General features: G+C 57.4%; 26 protein-coding genes. 12 read left to right on the top strand and 14 right to left on the bottom strand.

What is annotated here, in order from left to right; all coding sequences use genetic code 11:
* The first annotated feature begins 5 nt into the window (after positions 1-5).
* The 3 genes from G449_RS0106575 (at position 6) to G449_RS0106565 (ending at position 1,583) form a co-directional block, all read left to right on the top strand.
* Positions 6-557: a BMC domain-containing protein gene (locus G449_RS0106575; protein WP_022658519.1), complete on the top strand. Its 552-nt coding sequence runs from the start codon at positions 6-8 to the stop codon at positions 555-557.
* 239 nt (positions 558-796) lie between these two features.
* Positions 797-1,144: a BMC domain-containing protein gene (locus G449_RS0106570; protein WP_022658518.1), complete on the top strand. Its 348-nt coding sequence runs from the start codon at positions 797-799 to the stop codon at positions 1,142-1,144.
* A gap of 19 nt (positions 1,145-1,163) precedes the next feature.
* Entirely contained in the window at positions 1,164-1,583 is a 420-nt protein-coding gene (locus tag G449_RS0106565; protein ID WP_034605172.1) for a EutP/PduV family microcompartment system protein, read from the top strand.
* Between the two features lie 464 nt (positions 1,584-2,047).
* Here G449_RS0106565 and G449_RS0106560 read toward each other — a convergent pair whose 3' ends face one another.
* Complete coding sequence (locus G449_RS0106560) at positions 2,048-2,335, bottom strand: hypothetical protein (protein ID WP_022658516.1); 288 nt, start codon at positions 2,333-2,335, stop codon at positions 2,048-2,050.
* Positions 2,336-2,421: 86 nt separating this feature from the next.
* Between G449_RS0106560 and G449_RS0106555 the strand changes: the two genes are divergently transcribed.
* The 7 genes from G449_RS0106555 to G449_RS0106525 all read left to right on the top strand — a co-directional run bounded on the left by G449_RS0106555 (position 2,422) and on the right by G449_RS0106525 (position 8,779).
* Positions 2,422-2,898, top strand: a complete 477-nt coding sequence (locus G449_RS0106555; protein ID WP_022658515.1) for a cytochrome c family protein — start codon at positions 2,422-2,424, stop codon at positions 2,896-2,898.
* 91 nt (positions 2,899-2,989) lie between these two features.
* Positions 2,990-4,954: a methyl-accepting chemotaxis protein gene (locus tag G449_RS16300; RefSeq protein WP_022658514.1), complete on the top strand. Its 1,965-nt coding sequence runs from the start codon at positions 2,990-2,992 to the stop codon at positions 4,952-4,954.
* A 143-nt stretch (positions 4,955-5,097) separates the two neighbouring features.
* On the top strand, positions 5,098-5,448 hold the full coding sequence (locus tag G449_RS0106545) for an ArsR/SmtB family transcription factor (protein WP_027180771.1): 351 nt from the start codon (positions 5,098-5,100) through the stop codon (positions 5,446-5,448).
* A gap of 74 nt (positions 5,449-5,522) precedes the next feature.
* Complete coding sequence (locus G449_RS0106540; protein WP_081640509.1) at positions 5,523-6,665, top strand: permease; 1,143 nt, start codon at positions 5,523-5,525, stop codon at positions 6,663-6,665.
* Between the two features lie 18 nt (positions 6,666-6,683).
* The gene (locus G449_RS0106535; RefSeq protein WP_022658511.1) at positions 6,684-6,926 is read left to right on the top strand and encodes a thioredoxin family protein; all 243 of its coding nucleotides are present in this window, start codon (positions 6,684-6,686) and stop codon (positions 6,924-6,926) included.
* Positions 6,927-7,079: 153 nt separating this feature from the next.
* The gene (locus G449_RS0106530; RefSeq protein WP_022658510.1) at positions 7,080-8,111 is read left to right on the top strand and encodes an acyltransferase family protein; all 1,032 of its coding nucleotides are present in this window, start codon (positions 7,080-7,082) and stop codon (positions 8,109-8,111) included.
* A 98-nt stretch (positions 8,112-8,209) separates the two neighbouring features.
* Entirely contained in the window at positions 8,210-8,779 is a 570-nt protein-coding gene (locus G449_RS0106525) for a hypothetical protein (protein ID WP_022658509.1), read from the top strand.
* A gap of 126 nt (positions 8,780-8,905) precedes the next feature.
* On the opposite strand, the gene G449_RS18095 is transcribed toward G449_RS0106525, so the two are convergent.
* Entirely contained in the window at positions 8,906-9,784 is an 879-nt protein-coding gene (locus tag G449_RS18095; protein WP_022658508.1) for a PhzF family phenazine biosynthesis protein, read from the bottom strand.
* A 214-nt stretch (positions 9,785-9,998) separates the two neighbouring features.
* Between G449_RS18095 and G449_RS0106515 the strand changes: the two genes are divergently transcribed.
* The gene (locus G449_RS0106515; protein ID WP_051135392.1) at positions 9,999-10,220 is read left to right on the top strand and encodes a YgdI/YgdR family lipoprotein; all 222 of its coding nucleotides are present in this window, start codon (positions 9,999-10,001) and stop codon (positions 10,218-10,220) included.
* Between the two features lie 258 nt (positions 10,221-10,478).
* Here G449_RS0106515 and G449_RS0106510 read toward each other — a convergent pair whose 3' ends face one another.
* Genes G449_RS0106510 through G449_RS0106500 form a run of 3 tightly spaced genes read right to left on the bottom strand, consistent with a single transcriptional unit; the run spans position 10,479 to position 12,979 of the window.
* Positions 10,479-11,255 carry a MetQ/NlpA family ABC transporter substrate-binding protein gene (locus tag G449_RS0106510; protein WP_022658506.1) on the bottom strand — a complete coding sequence of 259 codons (777 nt, stop codon included), beginning with the start codon at positions 11,253-11,255 and terminating at the stop codon, positions 10,479-10,481.
* 51 nt (positions 11,256-11,306) lie between these two features.
* A complete protein-coding gene (locus tag G449_RS0106505) occupies positions 11,307-12,002 on the bottom strand; it encodes a methionine ABC transporter permease (protein ID WP_022658505.1) in 696 nt (231 codons plus the stop codon).
* Positions 11,999-12,979 carry a methionine ABC transporter ATP-binding protein gene (locus G449_RS0106500; RefSeq protein WP_022658504.1) on the bottom strand — a complete coding sequence of 327 codons (981 nt, stop codon included), beginning with the start codon at positions 12,977-12,979 and terminating at the stop codon, positions 11,999-12,001. The genes G449_RS0106505 and G449_RS0106500 overlap by 4 nt, the downstream gene beginning before the upstream one ends.
* Positions 12,980-13,345: 366 nt before the next feature.
* Here G449_RS0106500 and G449_RS0106495 point away from each other — a divergent pair, with 366 nt between their 5' ends.
* On the top strand, positions 13,346-14,404 hold the full coding sequence (locus tag G449_RS0106495) for a 4Fe-4S binding protein (RefSeq protein ID WP_022658503.1): 1,059 nt from the start codon (positions 13,346-13,348) through the stop codon (positions 14,402-14,404).
* A 91-nt stretch (positions 14,405-14,495) separates the two neighbouring features.
* On the opposite strand, the gene G449_RS0106490 is transcribed toward G449_RS0106495, so the two are convergent.
* The 9 genes from G449_RS0106490 to G449_RS0106450 form a co-directional block, all read right to left on the bottom strand.
* Positions 14,496-16,565 carry a cytochrome c3 family protein gene (locus G449_RS0106490; RefSeq protein ID WP_022658502.1) on the bottom strand — a complete coding sequence of 690 codons (2,070 nt, stop codon included), beginning with the start codon at positions 16,563-16,565 and terminating at the stop codon, positions 14,496-14,498.
* Positions 16,566-16,600: 35 nt separating this feature from the next.
* The gene (locus tag G449_RS0106485) at positions 16,601-17,173 is read right to left on the bottom strand and encodes a hypothetical protein (protein ID WP_022658501.1); all 573 of its coding nucleotides are present in this window, start codon (positions 17,171-17,173) and stop codon (positions 16,601-16,603) included.
* 13 nt (positions 17,174-17,186) lie between these two features.
* Positions 17,187-17,312, bottom strand: a complete 126-nt coding sequence (locus G449_RS18685; protein ID WP_022658500.1) for a hypothetical protein — start codon at positions 17,310-17,312, stop codon at positions 17,187-17,189.
* 13 nt (positions 17,313-17,325) lie between these two features.
* Entirely contained in the window at positions 17,326-18,504 is a 1,179-nt protein-coding gene (gene nrfD, locus G449_RS0106475) for an NrfD/PsrC family molybdoenzyme membrane anchor subunit (protein WP_022658499.1), read from the bottom strand.
* Positions 18,498-19,508, bottom strand: coding sequence for a sulfate respiration complex iron-sulfur protein HmcB (gene hmcB / locus G449_RS16295; RefSeq protein ID WP_022658498.1), 1,011 nt, complete (start codon positions 19,506-19,508; stop codon positions 18,498-18,500). Before hmcB ends, nrfD begins: the two co-directional genes overlap by 7 nt.
* Before the next feature lie 96 nt (positions 19,509-19,604).
* Positions 19,605-20,633, bottom strand: coding sequence for a hypothetical protein (locus G449_RS0106465; RefSeq protein WP_022658497.1), 1,029 nt, complete (start codon positions 20,631-20,633; stop codon positions 19,605-19,607).
* Positions 20,634-20,646: 13 nt separating this feature from the next.
* On the bottom strand, positions 20,647-22,755 hold the full coding sequence (locus G449_RS0106460; protein WP_022658496.1) for an aldehyde ferredoxin oxidoreductase: 2,109 nt from the start codon (positions 22,753-22,755) through the stop codon (positions 20,647-20,649).
* 81 nt (positions 22,756-22,836) lie between these two features.
* On the bottom strand, positions 22,837-23,604 hold the full coding sequence (locus tag G449_RS0106455; RefSeq protein ID WP_022658495.1) for a 4Fe-4S dicluster domain-containing protein: 768 nt from the start codon (positions 23,602-23,604) through the stop codon (positions 22,837-22,839).
* 31 nt (positions 23,605-23,635) lie between these two features.
* Positions 23,636-24,526, bottom strand: coding sequence for a formate dehydrogenase accessory sulfurtransferase FdhD (locus G449_RS0106450; RefSeq protein ID WP_022658494.1), 891 nt, complete (start codon positions 24,524-24,526; stop codon positions 23,636-23,638).
* Between the last annotated feature and the right edge of the window lie 206 nt (positions 24,527-24,732).

Here is a 24,732-nt window from a genome sequence, read left to right as displayed (position 1 = left end):
GCGGCATGAAATTACGCACTATAGGCTGTGTGGAACTGAACAGCATCGGCGTGGGCATTCAGACGGCGGACGAAATGGTCAAAGCCGCCAATGTGGAGCTGGTTATCTCCCGCCCCACCTGCCCTGGCCGTTATCTTGTGGTCATCACCGGCGATACCGGAGCCGTGACCAGCTCCGTGCAGACCGGGTTGCACCTGGGCGCGGATATGGTGGTGGATTCCTTTATCATCCCCAACGTGCACGAAAGCGTTATCCCTGCCATGAACGGCACCGCCATCAGGGAAAAGATCAACGCTCTCGGCATTATTGAAACATATACCGCGGCCTCCTGCGTGCTGGCGGCAGATGCCGCAGCCAAGGCGGGCGATGTGCAGCTTGTGGAGCTGCGCCTTTCTGCGGGCCTGGGCGGCAAAGCCTTTGTGCTCATGACGGGCGAGGTCAGCGCCGTGCAGTCATCCGTGGACGCTGGCGCTGCCAACGTGACGGACGGCGGCCCGGTGGTCAGCAAGATTGTGATCCCCTCGCCCAGCGACGATCTCAAAAAGCAATTGCTCTAGAAGCAGATGAACTTTGAAATGCTTCACATTTCAAAGTTGTCATTCTGCCGAAAAATGCGATTTTCGGCAGAATCCACGCCACGGTGTGGCGCGCTGCGCTCGCGTGCAGCGTTAGAGCATTTAACCTTTTTCAAAGTTGAAATGCTCTAACCAGTTTATTCTCGGGCAACCCCTTGCGCGGGGAGTCTGACTCCCCGCGCGCCCATCAACATTCCCTCAAGCAAACAGGCAGCCGCACCATGGAAGAAGCGAAGCAGCGCGTCATACAGGAGTATGTGCCGGGCAGGCAGATCACTCTGGCGCACCTTATCGCCAGCCCCCAGCGCGACATTCCCCTCAAGCTCGGCCTTGACGAAAGCGCAACGGACGCCATCGGCATCCTCACCATCACGCCCAGCGAAGGCGTGATCATTGCCGCAGATATAGCCACCAAGGCCGCCGATGTGCAGATCGGCTTTCTGGACAGGTTTGGCGGCTCCCTGCTGCTCACCGGCGATGTCGCCAGCGTGGAAGCCGGGCTGCGTGAAGTGCTGCGCTATTTTGGCGATGTGCTCCACTACGACCTGACCGATTGCACCCGGTCATAGGCCTGCCGTGCGCCGCATTATGCTTATGGGTGAGAGGGGCGTGGGCAGACGCACCGTTGCCCGCCTGCTTGGCTGCACCGTGCCGGATCTGCGGCGTACCATGGCCGTGGAATACGCCGGAGAATTTGTTTTTCCTCCGCCGGAATTTCTCGAAAATCGCCGCTTTTACTGCGCCCTCATCACCCTGGCCACCGAATGCGCGGCCATTCTTTTTGTGCAGGACGCCACCCGCCCCACCTCCGCCTTCCCTCCGGGTTTTGCCCGCATATTCAATCGCACCGTCGTTGGCGTCATCAGCAAGACAGACATGGACGCAGCCAACACGGAACGCGCACGACGCTTTCTGCACAGCGCGGGGACAGCGCAAATTGTTGCGCTGAGCTCCGTCACCCTCGCTGGCGTGGACGAACTACGCGCCGCCCTGCCGCTCAAAGCCTGATCCCTTTCAGGCACGGGCCATCGCAACATATACGGTCAGGCCATCCCCCCCCCCGCATCAACCATTCCCCAGAATCTGTATCAATTCAGTCAATATCCGTGCGGAGGTTCATTTCTCCAGCAGGATCCCTCCACGCGTACGCACCATACCCGCGCCCATGATTTGTATTTCATGGCTTTTGCATAAAAAGCAAAAAGAGTTCTATACATATTTTCTTATCACACGATACAAGATAGCAGTGTTCAATCAACATTGTGCCAAAAACTTTATGTATTGCATAAAAAATGCTCCACATATTGCAACTTTACTATCATGATATTTATGACATGATCTTGCCTGCTTTCGGGAGTCTATTCACTTTAAAAAACTTTTATGCTAACCACCCAAAAATGTGCTTATTTTCGGCGCTATTTTAGAAAATTGCCAATACAATCTAAGAAGATATTTTTTTAGATTAAAAAAAATTATCCATAAATAATACTATTATCGCTTTTCGGTTTGTTCATTGCTTGATCAGTGAGTGCAATTTTCAAATTTATGGGTATAATAACGTCAAAAAACGGCATTATAGAGTCTGCATCGCATCCAGGCAAAGCTGCGGCTTTGGCCTGATCAGCGTCCATAACAGCAGGAAAAACAGCATAAATTTCAAACTGGGCATAATCATTTAATAAAACATGCCGAAAGCCACTGCTATACTGCGGCATTGCCCGCGTAAAATTATAGGGTTTCCGCACAGATTCACGATTCATGGCTTTACGTTTTTTGAAGTGACAAAGTCTCCGCTCCTCACTGGCGCTACTGGCTGGCTGCAAAAACAACCATCAAAGAGAACGTGATGATGCTGTATTTATCTAAAAAATGTTTACTTTCAGCCTTATTTTTAGCGTTTATTCAACTATTTTTTATTCAAACGGGCAATGCAGACAACACCAAAACCTACATTGGTTCTAAAAACTGCGCCCCATGCCATGAAGAGCAGTACAATTCTTTTATCAAGCATTCCAAAAAAGCCCATTCATGGAATTCCGTAGCCATCATGAAGCCCAAGCTCAAGGAGCACGAGCTTCAAAAATGCTACGAATGCCATACTACAGGCTATAACAAGGGTGGATTCAAAAGCATAGAAACAACGCCGGAGCTGGCCGATGTTGGTTGCGAAACCTGCCACGGGCCAGGCAGCGAACATGCGGAAAACCAGGACCCTCAATCCATCAGCAGAAAGCCTGCCGTGGAAACCTGTACGGCATGCCATAATCCCGAGCGGATTCAGGATTTCAAATTCAAGCCACTGATCTTTTCCGGCGCGCACTAGTTCGGGGGTAGCAATGCTTTTATCCAGATCGCTTAATTTCAAAATTACTGTATCTATTGTCACCATTACGTTTCTCGTCATAAGCTGCATAATGTCCCTGGAATATGCCGGGGTTAAAAAGCTTATGACTGATGAAATCCGCTCCAGCGCGCATATGGAAACAGGGCTGATCTACATGGGCATTGAAAAGCCCATGATTGTGGGCGACAACAAGGGAACTGCCGACGAGTTCGGCAAGATCAAAAGTAAATTCAGGCATATTACCGCCTACATGACCTCATACACGGGCAATATCACCTACAGCACGGACGACACCACCCTGCGCAAGGATTTTGCCACCGTAGAAACGGATAAGGAGCTGGCGGGCCTGCATATGCGCGGCCTCAAACAGCCCATTGAAGAAGCCGTTTTTATTGACCAGAACGGAAAAAAAATTCTGGGCAGCGTTTTTTCCATTGCCAACCAGCGCAGGTGCCATCATTGCCACGGCGAATCTGAACCAATCCTCGGGCAGCTGGTGATGAAACTTGACGTCACCAATGCCTGGACTGCCATGGAAAACCAGTTGCTGCGCACGTCCATTATGGGGGCTGTGGGCCTGCTGGCCCTCATTGCCTTTACGGTGCTGGCGATCCGCCATTTTCTCATTGGCCGGATTTCGCGGCTTGTTGCCAATGCCGGGCAGGTGGCCGCAGGCAACCTTGCCGTGGAATTTGACCAGCAGGGCAAGGACGAGCTTGCCACGCTCTCCACCGACATTGGCAAGATGGTGGCGCAGCTCAAAGACAAGCTTGGCTTTTCAGAAGGCGTGCTCAATGGCATTGCCGCCCCCTGCCTGATCATTGGCGCAGACAAAAAAATTCTCTGGCTTAACCAGCATCTGTGCGATCTGCTGGAAAAAACCGCAAAGCCCCAGAGTTTTCTCGGTCTGACATCGGGCAGATTTCTGTGGAATGACGAAAACCGCGAAACCACAGCCGTGCGCGCCGTGCTGCACCGCAAAAAATTTGTGGCCGAGCGGGAGCTCCCTACAGAGAAAGGCAACCTGCGCCACGTCACGGTTACTGCCACGCCCTTTTTTGACATGGATAATACCCTCATGGGTTCGGTAACATTCTGGAACGACATTACCGAGATCAGAAAGAATCAGCGCCAGATTGAAAAGAACGGCGCCATGGTTGCCAGAGTGGCGGAAAATGCTGGCGAAATTGCCACCCACCTGGCCCATATATCCGACCAGTTGCTGGAACGCATAGGCCATACCAGCGAAGGTACAGCCAACCAGCAAAACAGAATACGCGAAACCGCCACCGCAATTGAGGCCATGAACGCCTCCATAGTGGATGTGGCGCGCAACGCTGGCGATGCCTCCGGCAATGCCGATCAGGCCCGGCAACGCGCCCAGAGCGGCCAGAAGATCACCGACCATTCCATTGAGGCCATAGCCGATGTGCGCAAGCACACCACCACCATGAGCACGGGGCTGCACGATCTTGGCAGCAAGGCGCAAGACGTGGGCAAAATCCTTGGCATCATCAGCGATATTGCCGACCAGACAAACCTGCTGGCGCTCAACGCCGCCATTGAGGCCGCCCGCGCTGGCGAGGCAGGGCGCGGATTTGCCGTGGTTGCCGATGAAGTGCGCAAACTGGCGGAAAAAACCATGCAGGCCACCATGGAAGTTTCCTCCGCCGTAAAGGGCATTCAGGACAGCGCCCACAGCAATATTGCGCTGATGGACGAAACTGACGCCAGCGTACGGCAGAGTGTGGAGCTTGTGACGCAGGCCGGAGAAGCCTTGCAGGAAATTGTCTCCCAGGTCATGCAGACCGCAGACATGATCGGCATAATCGCCACCACGGCTGAAAAGCAGTCTGCCGCTTCTGAAGAAATTAACGGAAACATCGGCACGGTTGATTCCATTGCGCTGGATATTTCCAATGCCATGACAGAGCTTGGCGTCACTGCCCGCGAAGTGGCCCAGATGGCCGCCGACCTGCGCGAGACCATTGCCTCCATGAGCAATGGGAATGGCAACGGACACAGCGGTTCCTAGAAAGGCACAACCGCTGCCAATGGCGCGCCCGGCGCACCACAGGCCCCAATATATCACTTACTTAAAAGCTGCGGCGAAGGCTTGTTTGCCGCAGCTTTTTTCGTCCTCTTGACACTGATCAATTAATGTTGAAATATCATTTTATGGAAAGCAAAACTGCCGCCAATATCTTTGAAGCCCTGTCGTCCGAGGTACGCCTCGACCTGTTCAGGCTGCTGGTCAAAAACGCTCCGCAGGGGCTGGTGGCTGGCGAAATCGCCCGTCAGCTGGATATTCCATCCACCAACCTCTCCTTTCACCTCAAGGCCGTTGTGCACAGCGGCCTGGTTACGGTTGAAAAGGAGGGACGATTTATGCGCTACAAGGCCAGCATCCCCCTGATGCTTGAAGTGATTGCCTATCTGACGTCAGAATGCTGCTCCGCCAACCCCGGCGAATGCCAGAAGTTCCGGACGGCGAGCGGCGTATTACCAGGCATCCTCCCGAAATTATGAATATAAGGGCGCTGCCCTTTTTTTCGCCTCAACAAGCCAACTATCCAACAAATATCAAAATGAAGGCACTCGCCATGAACACGCCTCTTCAACAAAAATGCTGCTGCAAAAACAATGCGGTGCAGCCCCACAAAGCGCCAGAAGCGCGCGCCTGGAACCTCAGATACGCTGCGGCTATTACCGCCCTCGGCGCGGTGTGGTGGCTGGCCTATTCCGTCATCCAGCCTGCGGCGCACTGGCTGACTGTGGGCCTTATGGGTTTTGCCCCTGGCTCGCCCATTGCGGAATCCGTGGAGTTCTTTTTCTATGACACGGCAAAAATTCTGCTCCTGCTGGCAGCGCTTATCTACGCCATTGCCTGGGCGCGGGCAGGGCTCAACGTGGAGCGGGTGCGCGATTATCTGAGCGGCAAGGCAAAGGGTGTAGGCTATTTTCTCGGCTCCGCCTTTGGCGCGATTACGCCATTTTGCTCCTGCTCAAGCATACCGCTGTTTCTTGGCTTCACCACGGCCAGCATCCCCATGGGCATCACCATGTCCTTTCTCATTACCTCGCCGCTTATCAACGAGCTGGCCGTTGTTTTACTGTGGGGCCTGCTGGGTTGGAAGATCACCGTGGCCTACGTGGTTGTGGGCATGATCGCTGGCATCATTGGCGGCTGTCTCATGGACGCCATCAAGGCCGAGCGCTGGCTGCACCCCTTTATTCTTGAGGCCATGGCCAACATGCCCGCGCAGGCGGAAGAAGCCAGCGGCACGGATGCCGCCCCGGCCTGCTCCCCGCAGATCACTCTGCGCCATCGGCACGATTTTGCTTGGTCTGAAACATCCACCATCTTCCGCCGCGTGTGGAAGTGGGTGATCATCGGCGTTGGGCTGGGCGCGGCCCTGCACGGCTTTGTGCCGGAAAACTGGTTTGCCGAGCATCTTGGCGCCGGGGAGTGGTGGTCGGTGCCGCTTTCCGTCCTGCTGGGCATCCCCCTGTATTCCAGCGTTACGGGCATCATCCCGGTTATGGAAAGCCTGCTGACCAAGGGGCTGCCCATCGGCACCACTCTGGCCTTCTGCATGAGCACGGTTGTGGTCAGCCTGCCGGAAATGCTCATGCTGCGGCAGGTCATGACAGGCAAGCTGCTGGCTGTTTTTGTGGGTTATCTTTTGCTTATGTTCACCCTGGTGGGCTGGCTGTTCAATCTGACAGGAGCATTCCTGGCATAACTTTCAGGAGCAAAACAAATGGAAATCAAGGTATTCGGCCCCGGCTGCGCGCGTTGCGTAGAGGCGGAAAACGTGGTGCATCAGGCTGCGGAACAGGCAGGCGGTGAAATTTCGGTGCTCAAGGTATCTGATTTCAGAGAAATCATGGCGGCGCGCATCATCTCCACCCCGGCGGTGATGGTCAACGGCCAGATCAAATGCACGGGCAGGGTTCCCACTGGGGATGAGGTCGCCAGCTGGATTGCGGAGGCCAAGGCTTAATCCCTGGCTCCCGCCCCTGCCATTGCCAACACATACTCAGACGTTTTCGGCCCGCCGCGCAGATGCAACCCGCTTGCCCTGCGCGGCGGGTCACGTTATTGTCGGGCATTGTTCCGGGTGCTATTTCGCATACTTCCACCAAGGCCGCCCCCAATGCACTATCCCCACATTGCCCTGCTGAAAACCAAGTGCCTTTTTCTGGTTGTGGTCATGCACTGCGTCATGTTTTACGCCACGCCCTTTCCGTTCTGGAAGCTCTATGCGGATACCCCGCAGCCCTGGGCAGATTTGTTCACGGCCATCTCCGGCTCTACCCTTATCCAGTGTTTCATGTTTGCATCGGGCTTTCTGTTTGCCGCCTCGTGGGATGCCGGCAAGCGCACCCCCCTGCAACACGCGCTGCACAGGGGGCGCAGACTCCTGCTGCCCTGGTTTGGCGTGGGCATGCTCTGGGTAGCCCCGCTCTACACGCTCTTTTCCATCCCCGCGTTTGGACATCCGGCGGACGCAACACTGCTTGAAACATGGAAATCCGTTTCACTCGGCCTGTTTACAGACCACCTGTGGTTCTTGCTGGTGCTGTTCTGGCTCACCCTGTTCTGGATTATCGCCCTGTGGGTGCTGCAAAAGCTGGGGCGCGACACGGCCCTTACCGGCGGCATGGTGGCCCTTGTGGCCGCGCTGTACTTGCAGAACTATGGCGGCTGGCTCAAGTGGTATTGCCTGTGGGAAGCGCCTTCGTTCATTCTTTGCTACTACATGGGCATTGTTGCGTTCAGAAATCACGAGGCCCTCAATGCCTTGTGCCGCACCCGCCCGCTGGCACTTGGGCTTGGGCTCACGGCGCTGATCGTTCTGCTGTGGCCCTATGCGGGCGCGCCTGTGAGCGGCTGGATTGTTTCATTGCTCTGCGCCCTGCTGGTGTATCATATGTTCTTGCTCACAGCCGGGCTGTACCCGCTGTTGCAGTCATTTGCGCCTTTTGCCTGGTTTGAGCGCAACGGTTTTCGCTTTTATCTTTTTCATCTGCCAACGCCCCTGCTGGTCTTCATGTGGCTTTACAAGCCCTTGCAACTGCCGCCCGTTGCCTTTGTGCTGCTGAACATTGCCATTACCCTAGCGGTGACGACTGCCCTTGTGGCCGCAAGCCGCAAGCTGGAAGAAAAGTTGGGCATAAGATTATAAAAATTCAGTTAGTTATAGCACCCCCCGTTTTTTAGATCTGACTTTTGGGGGCACTTTGTTGCGGCACTGCGCGGAATCTTTGCTCTGGAGAAAATACCATGATGGGGTTCTTGAAGCTGGTGTTGGCCTTCGCGCCCTGGCTGTCGTTTCTGATCATTGCGCACGGCAGCCTGTTTCGGTTGGAGCTTGGCCTTGGCATCGCTCTGGCCCTCAGCATCCTCATGGGTGTGCTCAAGCTGCACCGAGGGGTGATACTGTGGGTGGGGCTGGCCTTTTTTAGCGCGGCATCCGTGCTTGTGATCGGCTTCCAGAACATGTGGACAGTGCGGTACATGGGCGTGCTTGCCAATGGTGCGTTGGCGCTTGGCACATGGGCAGGGGTCGTCATGCGCAAGCCGTTTACCCTCGATTACGCCAGGGATCACACCGATCCGGCGCTCTGGGATTCCCCCATTTTTCTGCGCACAAACATGATTATTACTTCTGTCTGGGGTGGGGCCTTCACCTGCAATGCCCTGCTGGCGTGGCTGAAAATGAAGGAGCTCTTTTTTTCAGAACTTACTTACGAGCTGATCTCCTACACCTTGCTCATAGGTGTGGCCGTATTTACCCAGTGGTACCCGGCCTATCTGCGGCAGTTGAGGGCCAGTCAGCAAGCGGCGGCGTAACGCCGCACACGTATTTTACAAATCACGCACGGCAACACTCAATAATAAACAAAGGACTGCACCCTATAATCAGGCGCAATCCTTTGTTTATTTGCAGGTGCGGCTTCGGCAACAAAACCGCAAAGGTCAGAGTAAATATCTGCCCTCAATTCTGATTGTCGCACTGCCGCCAAACAGCACTTTGCCCGCTGTTTCCTTCAGCTTGACCACGTTAAACGCCACCTTTTCCCCATTTTGTTCGATTGAAACAGCGCTGCCGTCCCACAGGGAATTTTTAAGCATATAATAGCCAAAAGCCGAATTCCCCGACCCTGTCGCCGGGTCTTCAAGATAGCCAAAGCGGGGCGCAAAAACCCGTGTACGCATTATATTCTGGCTACATGCAACCTCTGAGCTGAAAACAAGAATAATATCCACATCGCTGTCGATGCAAAACTGCTTCAGCGCTGCTTCATCCGGGTGCATGGCGAGGACTGTTTCCAGCGAGGCAATGGGCACAATCAACGTGCGCAGGCCAGCATCAATACATTCCACATTCAGATCTTTTCTGATTTCTGAATTTGAAACAGCCAGATGTTGCGCGACGGCGTCCCTGTGTGGCTTTACAGGCAGTTCAACCTTGTCTGGCGCTGTAATAAACACCGCGTCGGAGGTGGAAATTTCGTTGTAAACCTTCAGGCCGCCCTTGCTTGTGGTGATGGTTATTTCCGGTTTTTGCAGCAGCATGGGGTCGTTGGCGATCAGATCGTACATGCAGGCAATGGTGCCGTGCCCACAAAACGCAACCTCGCATTCAGAAGAATAATAGCGCAAATGATAGTGCGCGTCTTCAACCGGTGCGCAAAATACCACTTCTGATACAAAGCCTTCATGCTCCCTGGCCACAGCCAGCATGTCCTTATCCGCCAGGGGCCGCCCTTTTTCAAGATACAAACAGGCTGCCGGGTTTCCAGACGAAAAATGCGAGGTAAAGGCATCTATCTTTTTATACGGATAACTGCTCACTTTTGCTCCTTATGCCAAAAGGGATGTGGAGTGGGGGCTGACCATTATGGGTCGAGGCACCCGCAAGCTGTTTCGGCATGAATATTTTACGCCATGAAAAATACTGCGCGCATTGCGTATTGGCAAGCATTCCGATTGGGTGTATGCGCTTTACCGCGTCATGAACGAGCCCGCCAACGGCCCATATTTTTTGCAACAGCCGAGGATGTTACGCATGAAAAAAATCGCCCTGATCCTTGCCCTGATGATGAGCACCTTTATGCTCACCGCCTGTGGCTCCAAGTACATTGCCGTTACCAAGGATTACACCATCTACATCGGCACCAAGAAGCCCGTTATCAATCCCGAAAACGATTCCGTGAGCTTTGAGGACGACACAGGCAAAACCCACACCATCCCCCGCGAAGACTTGAAGCAGGTTCGTCCCCTGCCCTAGCGCATTTTTTGCCGACCGCCCAGCGCGGCAAGGGTGCAAAAGAGCAGCCGCCTTACAGCTCCATCTGGAACCGTAAGGCGGCTGCCTTAATTTACGCCGTAAAACGAATACTAGAGCATTTTAACTTTGAGAATATACATTCTCCAAGCGTTAAAGACGCCAACTCCGGTGCTTAACAGCGCAAATAAATTGCGCTTACACCACCGTGGCGGGCGTTTGCTCACGCAGCCGCCAGAGCAATTTCAAGATGAAATTGCTCTAGAACACAGGCACGATGCCGCGTTCAACCAGATTCTTCTGGATGTATTCCTTCACTTCAGGGGACTGCACGGCCTTCATGAGGGCCTTGGCCTTGGGGCTGTCCTTGTCTTCATTGCGCACAACAATGATGTTGGCGTAGGGGGATTCGCTGCCTTCCATCACGAGGGCGTCACGCGAGGGCACCAGACCGGCTTCACCAGCAAAGTTGGTGTTGATGACCGAGGCGGTCACGTCGTCAAGGGTGCGGGGCAACTGGGCCGCGTCAAGTTCGTGGAACTTGAGGCCAAGGGGGTTCTTGGTGATGTCGGCCACGGTAACGAGCGCGCCGGACTTGATGGTGATAACGCCGTTGGCTTCCAGCAGGCGCAGGGCGCGGGCTTCGTTGGTGGGATCGTTGGGCACGGAGACGCTGTTGCCCTTCTTGAGATCGGCAAGCTTTTTGATCTTCTTGGAATACACGCCCAGGGGTTCGATATGCACCTTGCCGATGGAAACAAGGTCAAGCTTCTTTTCCTTGTTCATGTTGTCAAGGTAGGGTTCGTGCTGGAAGAAGTTGGCAAAGAGCTGCTTGCTGGCCAGCGCCATGTTGGGCTGCACGTAGTCGGTAAATTCCTTGATGACCAGGTTGTAGCCTTCCTTGGCAAGCAGGGGCTTGGCCGCCAGCATAATGTCCTTATGCGGGAAGGGGGTCACGCCGACAACAATGTCTTCAGCGGCGAACGAGGGGGCGGCCAGCGCCAGAACCATGGCCAGAGACAAAAGCAGACGTTTCATAAGCGCTCCTGCAAGGGTAAAGGGTAAAAAAGTTCACACGCCGCCGCAGGGCTACCGCAAAATCTTGTACAGAAAATTGCAGACGCCCTGAATGAGCAGCACGAGAAGGCAGAGAATAATGACCGAATACACCATGATATCGACCTGAAAGCGGTTGTAGCCGTATTTGACGGCCAGATCGCCCAGCCCGCCGCCGCCCACGGTTCCGGCCATGGCCGAATACCCAAGCAGCGTAATGGCGATAACAGCCACGTTCAGCACAATGGAAGGCAATGCTTCAGGAATCAGCACACGAAAGATGATCTGCGTGTTGCTGGCCCCAAAAGACCGCGCAGCCTCAATAACGCCCCTGTCCACCTCAAGAAAGCAGGTTTCGATAAGCCGCGCCACAAAGGGGGCGGCGGCGATGGTCAGCGGCACGATGGCCGCCGCGCTGCCAATGGAGGTGCCCACCACAAAACGGGTAAAGGGAATGAGCGCGATGAGCAGAATGATAAAGGGGAAGGAACGCAGCAGATTGACCACAAAATCCACGGCCTGATACACCGAACGGTTGGGCTTGAGGCCGATGGGGTTGGTGACGATCATGAGGATAGCCAGCAAAAAGCCCGAAATGAGCGAAAACAGCGTGGAGAGCAGCACCATGTCCAGCGTTTCCCACGTTGCCGTAATAATTTCCGGCAGCTTGTCCAGAAACCGCTCCCACAGCGGGTAGTAGGCCGCAAGGCCGCTCATGTTCTCAATCATGCTTGTTCACCCGCGTTTTCAGAATAGGCCAGAATCTCCCAGAACAGGTTCTGCGTTTTCAGATAATGCAGCACTGCGTCCAGGTCTTTGTCCTGCACGTTGATGATAAGAAAGCCGAAAACATCGTCGAGGTAGCGTTCAAGCTTGCCGCCAACGATGGAAAAATCGATTTCCAGGGTGCGCGCCATCTGCGTGATGACGCTCTGCTGCGAAATCTCGCGCGGGAACATAAGGCGGATGTTGGTGCCGCCGGGAATGAGCGTATACTCGTCCTCCACCATGGCGTGCATTTCCTTGGTGGGCGACAGAAAGAGATTTTCCGTCTTGCCCATGGCCACGGTTTTGCCGCCATCCAGCATGAGCAGGCTGTGGCAGAGGCGTTTGACCACTTCCATCTGGTGCGTAACCATGATGATGGTAAGGTTGAGCCGCCTGTTGATGTCTTCCAGCAGGTCGAGAATGGACGAAGTGGTCTTGGGATCAAGGGCGGAGGTGGCCTCGTCGCACAGCAGCACGCGGGGATTGAGCGCCAGCGCACGGGCAATGCCCACGCGCTGCTTTTGCCCGCCGCTCAGGTTCTGCACACGCTGTTTGGCCCTGTCGGCAAGGCCCACAAGCTCAAGCAGCTCCATAACACGCTCTTCGCGCTTGGCAACGCCCCACAACGAAAGCGGAAAGGCCACATTGTCGAACACGTTTTTGCGGGACATAAGATTAAAATTCTGAAAAATCATGCCCATTTTGCTTTGCAGCATACGCAGGGCCGTGCCTTCAAGGGAGGCAACTTCAACGCCCATAACTTTGACACTGCCCATCTGGTAGGGTTCCAGGCCGTTAAGGCAGCGTAACAAGGTGGACTTGCCCGCGCCGGAATGCCCCACTATGCCGAAAATCTCCCCCTCGTGCACGTGCATATTGAGCTCTTGCAGCACGAGGTGACTTCCGTAGAGCTTGCCAAGATTGGTTACCTGAATCATGCGATGGTTCCTGAGCCTGTTTTCGGTGTCGCCAGACAATGCGATATTTGTCCGCGAAAGTAAAGAATTCACGCAGGCACAGCATGAATAACCCGGCATTCTACCCCAAGGCGGCGTTCAAAATCAAGCTGCCAGCTGAGGCCCCGCATACGGCGGCGCGCAGGGGCAAACAAGGCCCGCGCAGGTTAATGTCGTAAGGGTATTATCCGCGATGCCCCGCGCAGTTCCGTGACCACGCTCCCCTTGCCGCCCTCGCGCCACGGGATGCCAGCCAGCATGTGATGCCGGTCATGGACAGCCATACGCAATGGTGACACAACCAGTGGCGCAATTGTTTACCTGAACAGTCTGAAAGGATATTCCGCCATGAACCAATCTGCCGATTCCGCGCAAAAGGCTGCACGGCCTACAGCGCCAGCGTATACCCCCCTCGCAAGCAAGTCTCCCAAACGCCGCCTCACCCCCACCCTGCTCCGGCGCGGCATACAAGGTGCATTCGCCATTTTTCTTGCTTGGGTGGGCTGGAATTTTTACCTCTACGTGCAGTGGGCCACGGGAAAAAGCCAGACGTTCACGCCCAAACCGCCCTCGGTGGAGGGCTTTTTGCCCATCAGTGAACTCATGGCCGCGCGCCGCCTGTTTGAAACCGGCATGTGGGACGTTGTGCACCCTGCCGGGCTGACGCTCTTTTTGGCAATCGCCCTCATGTCCCTGCTGTTCCGCAAGGGATTTTGCGGTTATATCTGCCCTGTGGGCCTTGCCTCCAACCTGCTGGGCCGCCTTGGCGAGCGCCTGGGCCTGAACCGCAATCCGCCGCGCAAGCTGGAGCTGGCGCTCCAGGCCATCAAGTATATTCCGCTGGCATTACTGTGTTATTTCAGTTTTTTTGCCATGAGCGTGGACGAAATTGATGCCTTCATGGGCGCGCCCTTCAATATGGTGGCCGATTCAAGCATGCTGTTTTTCTTTTTGCGGGCTTCAACCACCACCTTGATTGTGGTTGGCGTGATTGTGGCGGCCTCGCTCGTGGCGCGCAATGCGTGGTGCCGTTTTCTCTGCCCTTACGGCGCGTTTCTGGGAATTCTGGCTCTGGCAAGCCCTGTGGCGGTGCGCCGCAATGCGGCCACCTGTACAAGCTGCCGCCGCTGCCAGCGCGCCTGCCCTTCGGCCATCGCCGTACACGAAAAAACGCGCGTCAATTCGCCGGAATGCCTTGGCTGCACCGCCTGTATTGAAGCCTGCCCGCAAAAAGACTGCCTCCACCTTTCTGCGGCCCGCAGCCGCGTGCCCTTCTGGACAGTTGCCGCTGGCTGCCTTGTGCTGCTTTTTGCCGCGTACCTCTGGGCCGTGGGCACCGGGCACTGGGTTTCAGAAATTCCCCCGGCCATGCTGCGGCGCTTCCACATGATCCAGTTTGGCGGGTAAGCGGTCATTCCCTCAGGGAGTTATAAAAACAGCATGGCGGCAAAGGGAATACCTTTGCCGCCATGCTTTCATTTATGATTGCCGTGGCCTTTTACCAGACCGGGGCTTCCGCCGGGTCACGCTTGATGTGGCAGGCCTGACAATCCGTTGCACGGGGCTTTTCAAGCTTCATGCGGGTGTGGCAGTCCATGCAGCGCTGGTGGTAGGCAGCCTTGAGCAGTGGTCTGCCGTCCGGCATGGTGGTTACGCCTGCGGGCAGATTTGCGGGATGGCACGAAACACAGCGCGGCGGGGTCATGCCCTCTTTAAGGCGCGGGCTGTTGTGGTGGCAGGCGGCGCACTCCAGACCATCCTTGGCATGCATGCCTTGCAGACCTGCGGCCTTGCGGCCAATGCCAGCCCGCAGCTTTTGCAGATGCTGCGCATGGGCAAAGTCCACTGGGCGGAATTCCCTGCTCATGAGTTCTATGCGTACCTTTTCGGGCAGGCCGTCAGAGACAGGCCCAAGCTTGGGCGCGTCAGATACCTCAACGGCTGGCTGAGCGCCTTGAACGGGAGGCGGCGTTACCGCAGGTTGCAAGGCCTTGGTCGCAGCAACGTTGGCTGCAGGGTCGGGCTTTGCAGTCTGATTTTTGTCCGGCGGCGGCAACAGGATGGCAGAAGACGCAAGCGCTGCTTCCGAAGCGTCGGCAGACTGCTGCGCAGCCTTCACCGCAGCGTCCACGGGCAGCAGGATTGCCGTGGGCGCGAGCTTGGCGTTCTGCTGTGCATTTTGGGCGGGCAGGTTTTGCGGCAGGGCCGGGGCATCCAGCCCAACAGTTCCGTTTGCCTTCTCTGCGTCCTGGGGCGAAGGCAGATTGCTGGGCAGCATCAGCCCCACAGTGCCCTTCACGCCGGGGGCGGCGCGGTGGCAGAAGGCGCAGTTACTGCCGCTCTTGCTCACGGGCCTTGGAGTATGGCAACCCGCGCATTCCGACGCGGAGGTGGTCAGGCTGGTGTGGCAGTTCACGCAGGAGTTTTTGGACGTAACAGAGTGCATGGCCTGCGCCAGCGGAATATTCTTGCCCTTGGGGTCGCCGCTGGGCGTGTGGCAGGTGATGCACGACTGCTTGACGCTGGTGTGGTGGCAATCCACGCAGTTGAGTGCCCTTTCGTGCAGGCCGTGGTCAAAAGGCACGGCAGGCATGACCGTAGGCCATTTTGGCCCTTGCGGATACAGAGGCGAAAGCGGCACCTGAGGCGGCGTAACCTTGTCGGTCAGCACCACGCCCGTGGGCCTGTTCATGGTCATGATGGAGGGGCTGGCCTCAAAGCGGGGCAAGGCCTCAAAGCGCGCCTTGTCATGACAGGTGGCGCAGTCCACAGGGCCGTGCGGCAGCTTTTGCTCCGCCAGCGAGGCGTGGCACTTCATACACACTTCATGCGCGGCGGCGCGCAGGGGCGGCGGCGTATAGGCGGCATCCCTGGTGGCAAGTGCCGAGCCGGGGCCGCTTTCGTGACAGGTGCGGCATGAATCGATATTTGGCGGCAAGGTGGGTGAAAAATCCTTGGCATGGTGACAGGTCACGCAACGCTGAGGATCGTTCTCCGCCAGGATTGCTCCGGGGGCCAGACCGGGCTGCGCCTTTACAGGGAACGCGCCGGAGGTCAGATGCCGCTGGTGCAGGGAGGCGTCCATCTGCGGTTTGTAAGGCTTTTGCACGGGCAGCTTTGCGGCATCGGCAATGGTGTGACAGTCGCGGCACTGCGCAAGGGACGGGCCAGCGCCCTTTTGCGCGTGACACGTGGCGCAGGCCGCATGAAAGGCCTCCTTGCGCGCGGCAGGATCGCTGGAATTCATGCCAGCAAAGGCACTGAACACAGGCGTTTGCATAATATTGACCGGCAGGCCAGCGCTGTTCTTCTCCACGCCGGGATCAGCCGCGTGGCAGCTCGCACAGGCGTTGGCCTTGGCGTGGGCCGCATGGTTAAAGGCCACAACAGGCATTTTCAGTTCCTTGGCGCGCTGACCGCCAAGGTAGATGGTGTTGCCCGCCAGAGGCGCAGAAGCGGCCTGAACACCAACAGCAGAAAAACACAGCGCCGCAGCAACCAACGCGCTGGCAGCCACAAACCGCATGGCGCAAGCAAAAACGAGGGCTGTACTACATATGGTTCGCATTAACTCCCCCTTGGGGACTTTGATCAGAAAAACCATCAGCGCAGCAACCGTGCAAACTGGCAACGGGGCGCACACCACAAAAAAACATGCCCGGCAACAAGGTGCAGCAAAAGCCAGAATCCATACCCCGGTATGCCCGAGCGGGCAAGCAGGCCCGAGAAAGGCAGCAGCACCAGCAGAGCCATAAGCCGCCAGTCCGCCTTGGTGGCGGCAGCGCGCAGGTCGGCCAGCAGCAGGTGACGCAACGGCAGAGCCAGCGCCCCAAGCGTCAGCAGCACAGCAAGGCCGTCTGCCCAGCGAAAGGCCATGCCCGGCCAGTCAAAGCCCAGGCCGCGCCCGATAAGCACCGCATGGCCGGGGGCAAACAGCACCACCACCAGAGCCATAAACACCAGCCAGAAAATGGCGTCGTTGACCAGCACGCGCACAGGCCACTGCCCGCGCAGCAGATCAAGCGGTACAAGGCGCGCGCGCCAGCGGGCCGCGAAATCCGCGGGATTGCAGCCGCTGGCCTTGCACTGGCGCAGGCGCAGCACGCACCCGGCCAGACATCCCAGCAGGGATATGAGCAGCCCCCAGCCAGTGAGAAAGGATATCAGCGTTGTCATAACGTGCTCCAGCCTAATCCTTGCCGTTCAGAAAGAGGTAAAAGCCCAGCAGGCCGAACAGGGCAAAGCAGATGAAAATAAACATCCAGCCCGTGCCGGACATCAGGGATGCGTAAAGCGAATAAAATACCGTTTGCATGGCGTCCTCCCTGTCAGGCTTCGGGTTTGTAATCAGGGTGATCGCGCAAAACGGGCATCTTGGCGCACACAAAGCGGTACACCGTCACAAGCCCCACCAGCATGAACAGCGAAAGCGTGATCTCGCCCAGCGAGGGAAAATACTTGAGGTGGGTGGGCAGATTGTAGTTGTAGGCCACAAGGCTCACGTCCATGCGGTTGAGCATGACCCCAAACACAGCCAGCCCCGCCGCAAGGCGGATCATGCCGTAACGCCGCTCGCGCACGCCCACGGCAAACATGAAGGCAGGCACGATGACCAGGGCCATTTCCAGCAGCCACAAGAGGCCGTAACCGCTGAACACGTACTTCCAGCCATTGTCGAGCGTGAGGCCGCCGATCTTGATGACAAAATAGCCCATCATCACCAGCGATGCGCCCCGCGCAAGGCTCAGGCTCACGCCGTCAAAGCTCTTGGCGTGGTTCTCGTCCATGTACTTGTGCATGCCGGCGTGGGCCAGCGTGCCTTCAAAGATCACCATACTCAGCCCGGCATAGAGGCTCGACACAAAGAAATACACAGGCAGCCATGACGAGTACCACAGGGGGTGCATCTTGGAGGGAACCATCACATACAGTCCGCCCAGAGAAGACTGGTGCAGGGTGGAAAGGATGATGCCCAGCGCCACCAGCGGCATGATCAGCTTCATGAGCATGGCGCGCAGCTTGTTCCACCCCAGCCACTCGCAGGGGATTACAAACCACAGCACAGCCATGACGCAGAGGTAAAAGAACTCGCACACGCCCACGGTAAACAGGAGTGATGTGGTGCCCTGCGACACAAAGACGGGATACGGCAGCCGCCAGGGCTGGCCCACATCGTACAGCAGATCGGCAATAACAAAGGCGTAGCCGAAAAAAGCCGTGGTCAGCGCGGGCCGCCACATGGAACGCAGATTGTTGAAGCCGAAGATGTAATAGCCCGCCGCCAGCGTAAAGCCGCCAGCAGCAAGAGCCACGCCGCACAGGAGGTCAAAGCCGATCCACAGGCCCCAGGGGTAGTAATCATCAAGATTTGTGACCGCGCCGATGCCCCAGCCAAAGCGCATGACCGTGGCCACGGCTCCGCAGAACAATATGACGGCGGTGATGATGTTGCCCGGCGTGTTGAGCAGGCCAAGCGTATTTTTCAGCAGTTCCGAAGGCTTCAGCATTGTCCGCCTCCCTGGCCCTTTTCAGGATTATGGTCAGCGGGCTTGCAGCCGCAGGCCTGTGCGCTGTCTTTTGCATGGGCGTCAGCGCAGCTCTGGCCTTTTGCCTGCTGCGCACCTTCGCAACGGGCCTGCTCCACCATTTTTTTGTAATGCTTGCTCATGGAATACGCGCCGCCCAGAATCACCGGCCAGATACCGGCAATAACGGCGATGGAGCCAAGCATGCCGCGCGTAAGTTCCGGCGCGGAAACAGCGGGCACATCCGGCTGCCCCAGATCGGCATGCGGCACGGGCGAGAGGTAGAGCCAGTTGGTGCCGCCCATCTCATGCTCGCCATAGATGTGGTCTTCGTACATGCCGGGATTGTCCATGATGCGGCGGCGGGCCAGTTTGACAAGGTCGCTGCGCCGCCCAAAGACCAGAGCCTCCTTGGGGCAGGCTTCCACACAGCCGGGCAACAGCCCCTGCTTGAGGCGCGGGGCGCACATGGTGCACTTGTACACCAAAGGGTTCCAGGCGTTGTTGTAGTCGTAGGCAGGCACGTAAAAAGGACAGGCCATCATGCAGTAGCGGCACCCCACGCAGAGCTTGGGGTTATACACTACCGGGCCTTCCTCCGTTTTTACAAAGGCTTTGACAAAACAGGCCGAAGCGCAGGCCGGTTCCTGGCAATGATTGCACTGCAACTTGCGGAACACGGGGGCATGCCCTTCCGGCTGATATCTGTTGACCACCGTATATGCCTTGAATGTGGGCCTGCGGGTCTGCTCAAATACCGAGCTGTCGTCAGCGGGCTTTTCCAGAGGCGGCAGCACATCGGCATTGACCTTCTGGCAGCCTTCCTCGCACTTGCGGCAGCCGATGCAGCGCACTGAATCGTGCAGCACGCCCACGGCATCGGGGCTGCCGTCATAGACAAAGGGGGCTGCCCCGGCAGCACCGGGAAGCGCTGCTCCGGCCACGCCGCCGAGGCCCAATATTTTCAAAAACTGTCTGCGCCGCATGGCGATCCTCCCCTGCTTGCGCATTGCATCATTTCATGCCCCATGTCTGCCGTGGGGCAAGCCGCCAAGGCGGCGCCGTAAACACGCCCCTGCGGCCTATGGGCTGGCAATGGCCCCCACGTCCTCTTTTTCCGCCAGAAAGGCGGCGTAATCCTCATCGAGGTAGCGGGTGGAATACAGATACACCGTGCCCACGGAGCTTTCCGTAAACCTAATGTCCGCGTATTCCCCGGTTTCCGCCATATCGCGCAGGCACTGCTGCAAGGCTTCGGCCTCAAAAAGAAAAGGCGGGTATTCAAATATCTCAAGGGGCACAGGCCGGGGGTAGTCGCGCGAGCTGTCGCGCACCACGCTGGCGACCTGCACCATACGGTTGTTGGCTGTGGAAAGAATACCCGCATACAGGCTGCTCATCTGCGGCTTGTAATGATAGTATTCCTTGCTGTCCCAGGCGGTAAAAGCCGCCACGTCTTCACTTTCGGCCAGCAGTTCGGCCAGCAGGGCCGCCGCGTACTCGCGCTCCACCACACGGGGAGCGGCAGCGACCTCTGCGGGTTCCGCTGCGGGTGCAGATTCCTGTGCCTGCGCCGGGTCAAATCCTGGCTCCGCCAGCGCCTCTGCGGGATGCAACAGCGAACTCAGCAACTGCCTGCGGCTCAGCAGACGGCGGGTTTTGCGCAGGCCCGGCACTTCCGGGTCAGGGGCAGAGCCGGGCTGGGCCTTTTCCATGGCCTTGATGCGGGCCATATCTGCGGTCACGGTCTGGGAATCCGGCCCTTCAAAACGCGGGTCGGGCAAAGCTTCCAGCTCCTGACGCACCTGGGCAACGGTAACGGGCGGCGCAAGCGCCGCGCGTTCCATAAAAGCGGCCAGCAGTTCATCGGCGGTCACAAGGCGTTCATCACTGCTGAAATCGGCCAGTGTTTCCACCAGCAGAACCTTGTCGGCCTTGCGCTGGTCCACCAGTCGGCGGCTTTCGGCCTCTTCGACCGGGGCGGCTCCGCCGGTCTGCTCTATTTTCTGGACGGCTGCGCCGATCCGGTCTGATTCCGGGGCGACTGCGCCGCCCCCGGCAAGGGGGGCGGCCGTCTGCGACTGATTCTGGGCCTGATTCTGAATGCTCATAGACTCTCCAAGGTTACGCGCCGGGGACCAGCTTTTCCTTGGTCATGGTATCGGCCACGTCATTGAGGCCCAGCGAACGGTAGTGGTTCGCGCTGGGCAGGCCGGATTTCACATCCCAGCCCTGCACTTCGTAGAACAGGTCGAGGCTCTTTTCGATATCGGCCTTGTCCATGCGGATGGTACCCTTGGTGAAGGGAGCTTTGTTCTTTTTGTCTTCAAACAGCCAGTTGGGGTACTGGTCGTGCTTTTTGCGCATGTCCGTGGTCTGCATCTGGCGCGCGGTGTAGGCGCGATGCAGGTTAAAGGCGCGCTCGGCGCAGCGGTCCAGTTCCTTCACATCCAGATTATGGCCGGTAAGAATGCGATAATACTTACTTTCAAGACTGTTATCGCCCATGTAGCCATCCTGCTTGTTGGGGGTGGAAATCCACGGCCCCATCCAGTTGCAGAACGAAAGCATGTCGTGCAGTTCCTTGCGCTCGATGGACCACTTGGCGCGGATCATCTTGTACTTGTTGGTGGGCTTGTAGTCGCCGATGGCATCCACCGCGTCGGCAGAACCCCAAAAGTGCTCGGCAAGGCGCTTCTGCACATCAATGGGCAGGCCGCTGCGTACAAAGTTGCAGTTGGAGTGGCACATGGGGTCGCGGTTGTACTGGGTGTTGATGACGCACCCGGTCTGGCCATCGTCCTCGTTGGCGTGATGCTTGGGATGCCCCATCTTCCAGTAGACGGTGCGGTGGTCGTCCTTCCACTTTTCTTCGGGAATACCCATTTTTTCAAGCATATAGCCAGTGCCCATGCCCAAAAGTTCGCCAAATTCGCCTTCCTTGTAGGCAATGCGGTGCACGGCAGTCTTGATGAATTCGGGATTGCAGGCGTCCACCATTTCCCAGGGAATGGACTTGTATTCGTCCGCGCCGAGCTTCTGCTTCCAGATGCCGTCTTCATACATGGTGCTGAAATCGCGGAACAGCTGGCCGTAGTTTTCCCACACGCCAAGGTCGTCCATGAGTTCAATGCCCACAAAACCGGCCTGACGCGCCAGATCGCTCTTTTTGCGCGAAAGCTTGGGGAACCACTCGCGCCCGCCAAACATGCCCACGCAGGTATTGAACTGGATGGGGCTGACGCCGAACTTTGCCGCCGTGTCTTCGTCCTTCATCACTGTATAGCAGCGGATGGGGCAGGAAAAACAGCCGTTGTTGCGCACGGTGTACTGCCACACGTTGTCGCCCAAAAAATAGGCGGCATTATTGGTGCGGTATGAAATGCGGTTGAGCGAACGCACATCATTTGTGAGGGTGACGGGGGCTTCAGAAGCGCCCCAGCGCTTGCCCGGCGCGCCCACCCAGCGGGAGCCCGCGCTCCAGAACTCGAAAAGGGGGCTTGGAAAGCTGGGAACCACATGCTGGTTGTTGGCGCCAATGATTGTGCGGTGGTAGTTGATGAGCTTTTCCCAATCGGCCTTGTCGCCCGCGATGTGCACGGGCTGGCTGCCCTGAAGGGCAATGGCCTTGAGCATCTTTGAGCCCATGACGGCCCCGATGCCGCAACCTGCGGTGTGGGCGCGGCTGTTGACCACCACGGAATACGGAACCAGATTTTCACCGGCGGGTCCGATGGCGGCAACTGTACCGTCAGCCCCCACTTCTTCGCTGATAACGCGGGTGGTGCGGCGGGTGCCCTGGCCCCACACATGGCTTGCATCCTTGAGCCACGCCTTGCCATCGCGCACATGCAACCACACGGGGCGCTCGGCCTTACCCTCAATGATGAGGAAGTCGTAACCCGCGTATTTCAGGTGCTCGGCAAAGTTGCCGCCCATGTGACCGGAACCGATGAGGTGCTGCGGCCACGAAACAGGCATGATGGTTGTAACCGCCGTGCGTCCGCTGCACAAAGCGCCCGTACCGGCCAGCGGCCCCACGGCAAAAACTATCTTGTTGGCTTCGTCATAAGCCCTGGTCTTGGGCGCGACTTCGTCCCAAAAAACCTTGTAGCCAAGGCCCGTGCCGCCAATAAGGTCAAGATACTGATAGGTGTCTTCAACAGTGATGCGGCCCGTACTCAGATTGACCCGCAGGCCCTTACCCTGATAACCGCCAAATTTCCTTGCCATAAATTCCTCCGGCTCGCTGATGGAGCGTACTTCCTGTGAATGCCCGCTGCGCCTCGTTCTGCAAGGTGCAAGGGGTGCGCGCTACTGCTCGTATTTGAGGTTACGCGGCCCGCCGGGCGATTCCACATGGCAGGCGTTGCAGGCGGCGCGGCGGTCATCGGGCACCATAAGCGAGAACGAACCGCGAGTGGTGGCCTCGCGGGTGCGGTCGCTCCACGGCACATAGCGCAGTGCGGCTGCCGGGCAGGCATCCACGCACTTGGGCGCGCCATTGCACAAAAAGCACTTGTCGGCCTTGCCCTGCTCTTCATCAAAGGTCATCACGCCCCAGGGGCAGGCCTTCTGGCACAGGCGGCAGCCCACGCAGCGGTCTTTGAGCACCATGCGCGTGCCCGTGCCCTTTTGGGCGATGATGGCATTTTGCGGGCAGGCCGTAGCGCAGGGCACCGGGTGCGGACACTGCTTGCAGGTATCCTGGATCACCAGCGAGCCTGAGCCGTAAATGCCCTTGGTGGTGTTTTCCAGCCCGCCCTCCGGCCCAAACATGGCATTGCGGCTTATCTTGATGCGCGCAAGTTTGGGGTCGGCCTTGCCATCGTTAAACTCCGTACAGGCAAGCTCGCACCGCTGACAGCACACGCAGAGGGTGGGATCGCCCACGATCATGCCGGCTGCTTTTTCCATAATCACCAGCGGCGAGGCCTTCATGGTGGCCAGGGCCTCGGAAGCTTGCAGCGTGGCCAGCCCAAGAGCCGCGCAGGAAGTTACCTTGATGAATCCACGGCGCGAAAGGTTTTCGAGCAGCATATCTTCATCGGCACGTTTCAGTTTGTTCAGCATATCAGCCATACAGCGCTCCTTGTCATGATCGACAACGGCATCACGGCAGCACAAGCTGCCCGTTTTCATGATATATGTGCATACTGCCGGACTTTACATTGCCCAGCAGAGTCAACCCGTTTGCACGCGCCATATCCACGGCGCGCGACATGGCGCGAGAAAGGGATGCAAAAACCGGCACGCCCGCGCGCACGGCCTTTTGCGCGATTTCAGAGGCAATGCGCCCGCTGCTGATGATCATATGGTCAGCGGGGTTCAGCCCTTCCACAAGCATGTAGCCCACGAGGGTATCAATGGCGTTGTGGCGGCCAATATCAAGGCAATAAAAAACCATGCCCTGCCTGTTGAGCAGAGCTGCATTGTGGCAGCCGCCTGTCTGGTGGAATACTTCGGAGCGCTCTTCCAGCTCCTGCGCGGCCCGCAAAATGACTCGCGGCTCCCAGCTGGGAACTTCCGCGCGGGGCATGCGGCGCAATTTTCGGGCAGCCAGGGGAATGTTCCAACCCATGGCCGAGGTGATGGTGAGCCTGGGGGCGGCCTGCTCCGTAGAACCAGCCGCCTTGCTACAGCAGGCCCCGCGCAGCAGCACGTCCACCCGCACTTCTTCCGCCCCATCGGGAGGCATTGCCCCGGAGGCGACGGCAGGCAGGGGCGTTACATCCACCCCGGCGAGATCATGCAGGCTTTCAATGAGGCCGCAGGAATAGAGAAATCCCGGCACAAGGTAGCGCAAATGCTGCCCTGAACAGGCCACGCGCACAAAGGGCACGCCGTTGACATGCATGGTCAGCGTCTGCTCCCGGCACGACAAAAATACGGACGGAGCAACCTTGCCATTGCTGTAGGTCAGGATATCGTAGCTGCGCACCGTGGCCGGGGGAGAAGCCAGCGGCAGAACATCGCCTGCGGTTAAGTTTTTGAACAAAGCCATAGCACCCCTTCCTTTACTATGCGGAGCCGCTGCCCTTACGGGGGCGGCAATTTACGGCAATCCACAACTGCCTGCCCGTGTGCGCCAGAACTCATTGGCGGCCTGGGACAAACTGGAGCAATATCTGGGCCAAGCAAAGGCCAAATCTGGGCCAAATATGAGCCAAAACTGGCTCAAACCTTCAGACTGAACGTTGATACAATTTG

This window comes from Desulfovibrio desulfuricans DSM 642 (assembly GCF_000420465.1).
GTDB lineage: Bacteria > Desulfobacterota > Desulfovibrionia > Desulfovibrionales > Desulfovibrionaceae > Desulfovibrio > Desulfovibrio desulfuricans.
This window is presented reverse-complemented; position numbering and strand designations above follow the sequence as displayed.

Coding starts and splice junctions, on each gene's coding strand:
- G449_RS0106575 (WP_022658519.1), top strand. CDS start 6: ATGAAATTACGCACTATAGGCTGTGTGGAACTGAACAGCATCGGCGTG.
- G449_RS0106570 (WP_022658518.1), top strand. CDS start 797: ATGGAAGAAGCGAAGCAGCGCGTCATACAGGAGTATGTGCCGGGCAGG.
- G449_RS0106565 (WP_034605172.1), top strand. CDS start 1,164: ATGCTTATGGGTGAGAGGGGCGTGGGCAGACGCACCGTTGCCCGCCTG.
- G449_RS0106560 (WP_022658516.1), bottom strand. CDS start 2,335: ATGAATCGTGAATCTGTGCGGAAACCCTATAATTTTACGCGGGCAATG.
- G449_RS0106555 (WP_022658515.1), top strand. CDS start 2,422: ATGATGCTGTATTTATCTAAAAAATGTTTACTTTCAGCCTTATTTTTA.
- G449_RS16300 (WP_022658514.1), top strand. CDS start 2,990: ATGTCCCTGGAATATGCCGGGGTTAAAAAGCTTATGACTGATGAAATC.
- G449_RS0106545 (WP_027180771.1), top strand. CDS start 5,098: ATGGAAAGCAAAACTGCCGCCAATATCTTTGAAGCCCTGTCGTCCGAG.
- G449_RS0106540 (WP_081640509.1), top strand. CDS start 5,523: ATGAACACGCCTCTTCAACAAAAATGCTGCTGCAAAAACAATGCGGTG.
- G449_RS0106535 (WP_022658511.1), top strand. CDS start 6,684: ATGGAAATCAAGGTATTCGGCCCCGGCTGCGCGCGTTGCGTAGAGGCG.
- G449_RS0106530 (WP_022658510.1), top strand. CDS start 7,080: ATGCACTATCCCCACATTGCCCTGCTGAAAACCAAGTGCCTTTTTCTG.
- G449_RS0106525 (WP_022658509.1), top strand. CDS start 8,210: ATGATGGGGTTCTTGAAGCTGGTGTTGGCCTTCGCGCCCTGGCTGTCG.
- G449_RS0106515 (WP_051135392.1), top strand. CDS start 9,999: ATGAAAAAAATCGCCCTGATCCTTGCCCTGATGATGAGCACCTTTATG.
- G449_RS0106510 (WP_022658506.1), bottom strand. CDS start 11,255: ATGAAACGTCTGCTTTTGTCTCTGGCCATGGTTCTGGCGCTGGCCGCC.
- G449_RS0106505 (WP_022658505.1), bottom strand. CDS start 12,002: ATGATTGAGAACATGAGCGGCCTTGCGGCCTACTACCCGCTGTGGGAG.
- G449_RS0106500 (WP_022658504.1), bottom strand. CDS start 12,979: ATGATTCAGGTAACCAATCTTGGCAAGCTCTACGGAAGTCACCTCGTG.
- G449_RS0106495 (WP_022658503.1), top strand. CDS start 13,346: ATGAACCAATCTGCCGATTCCGCGCAAAAGGCTGCACGGCCTACAGCG.
- G449_RS0106490 (WP_022658502.1), bottom strand. CDS start 16,565: ATGCGAACCATATGTAGTACAGCCCTCGTTTTTGCTTGCGCCATGCGG.
- G449_RS0106485 (WP_022658501.1), bottom strand. CDS start 17,173: ATGACAACGCTGATATCCTTTCTCACTGGCTGGGGGCTGCTCATATCC.
- G449_RS18685 (WP_022658500.1), bottom strand. CDS start 17,312: ATGCAAACGGTATTTTATTCGCTTTACGCATCCCTGATGTCCGGCACG.
- nrfD (WP_022658499.1), bottom strand. CDS start 18,504: ATGCTGAAGCCTTCGGAACTGCTGAAAAATACGCTTGGCCTGCTCAAC.
- hmcB (WP_022658498.1), bottom strand. CDS start 19,508: ATGCGGCGCAGACAGTTTTTGAAAATATTGGGCCTCGGCGGCGTGGCC.
- G449_RS0106465 (WP_022658497.1), bottom strand. CDS start 20,633: ATGAGCATTCAGAATCAGGCCCAGAATCAGTCGCAGACGGCCGCCCCC.
- G449_RS0106460 (WP_022658496.1), bottom strand. CDS start 22,755: ATGGCAAGGAAATTTGGCGGTTATCAGGGTAAGGGCCTGCGGGTCAAT.
- G449_RS0106455 (WP_022658495.1), bottom strand. CDS start 23,604: ATGGCTGATATGCTGAACAAACTGAAACGTGCCGATGAAGATATGCTG.
- G449_RS0106450 (WP_022658494.1), bottom strand. CDS start 24,526: ATGGCTTTGTTCAAAAACTTAACCGCAGGCGATGTTCTGCCGCTGGCT.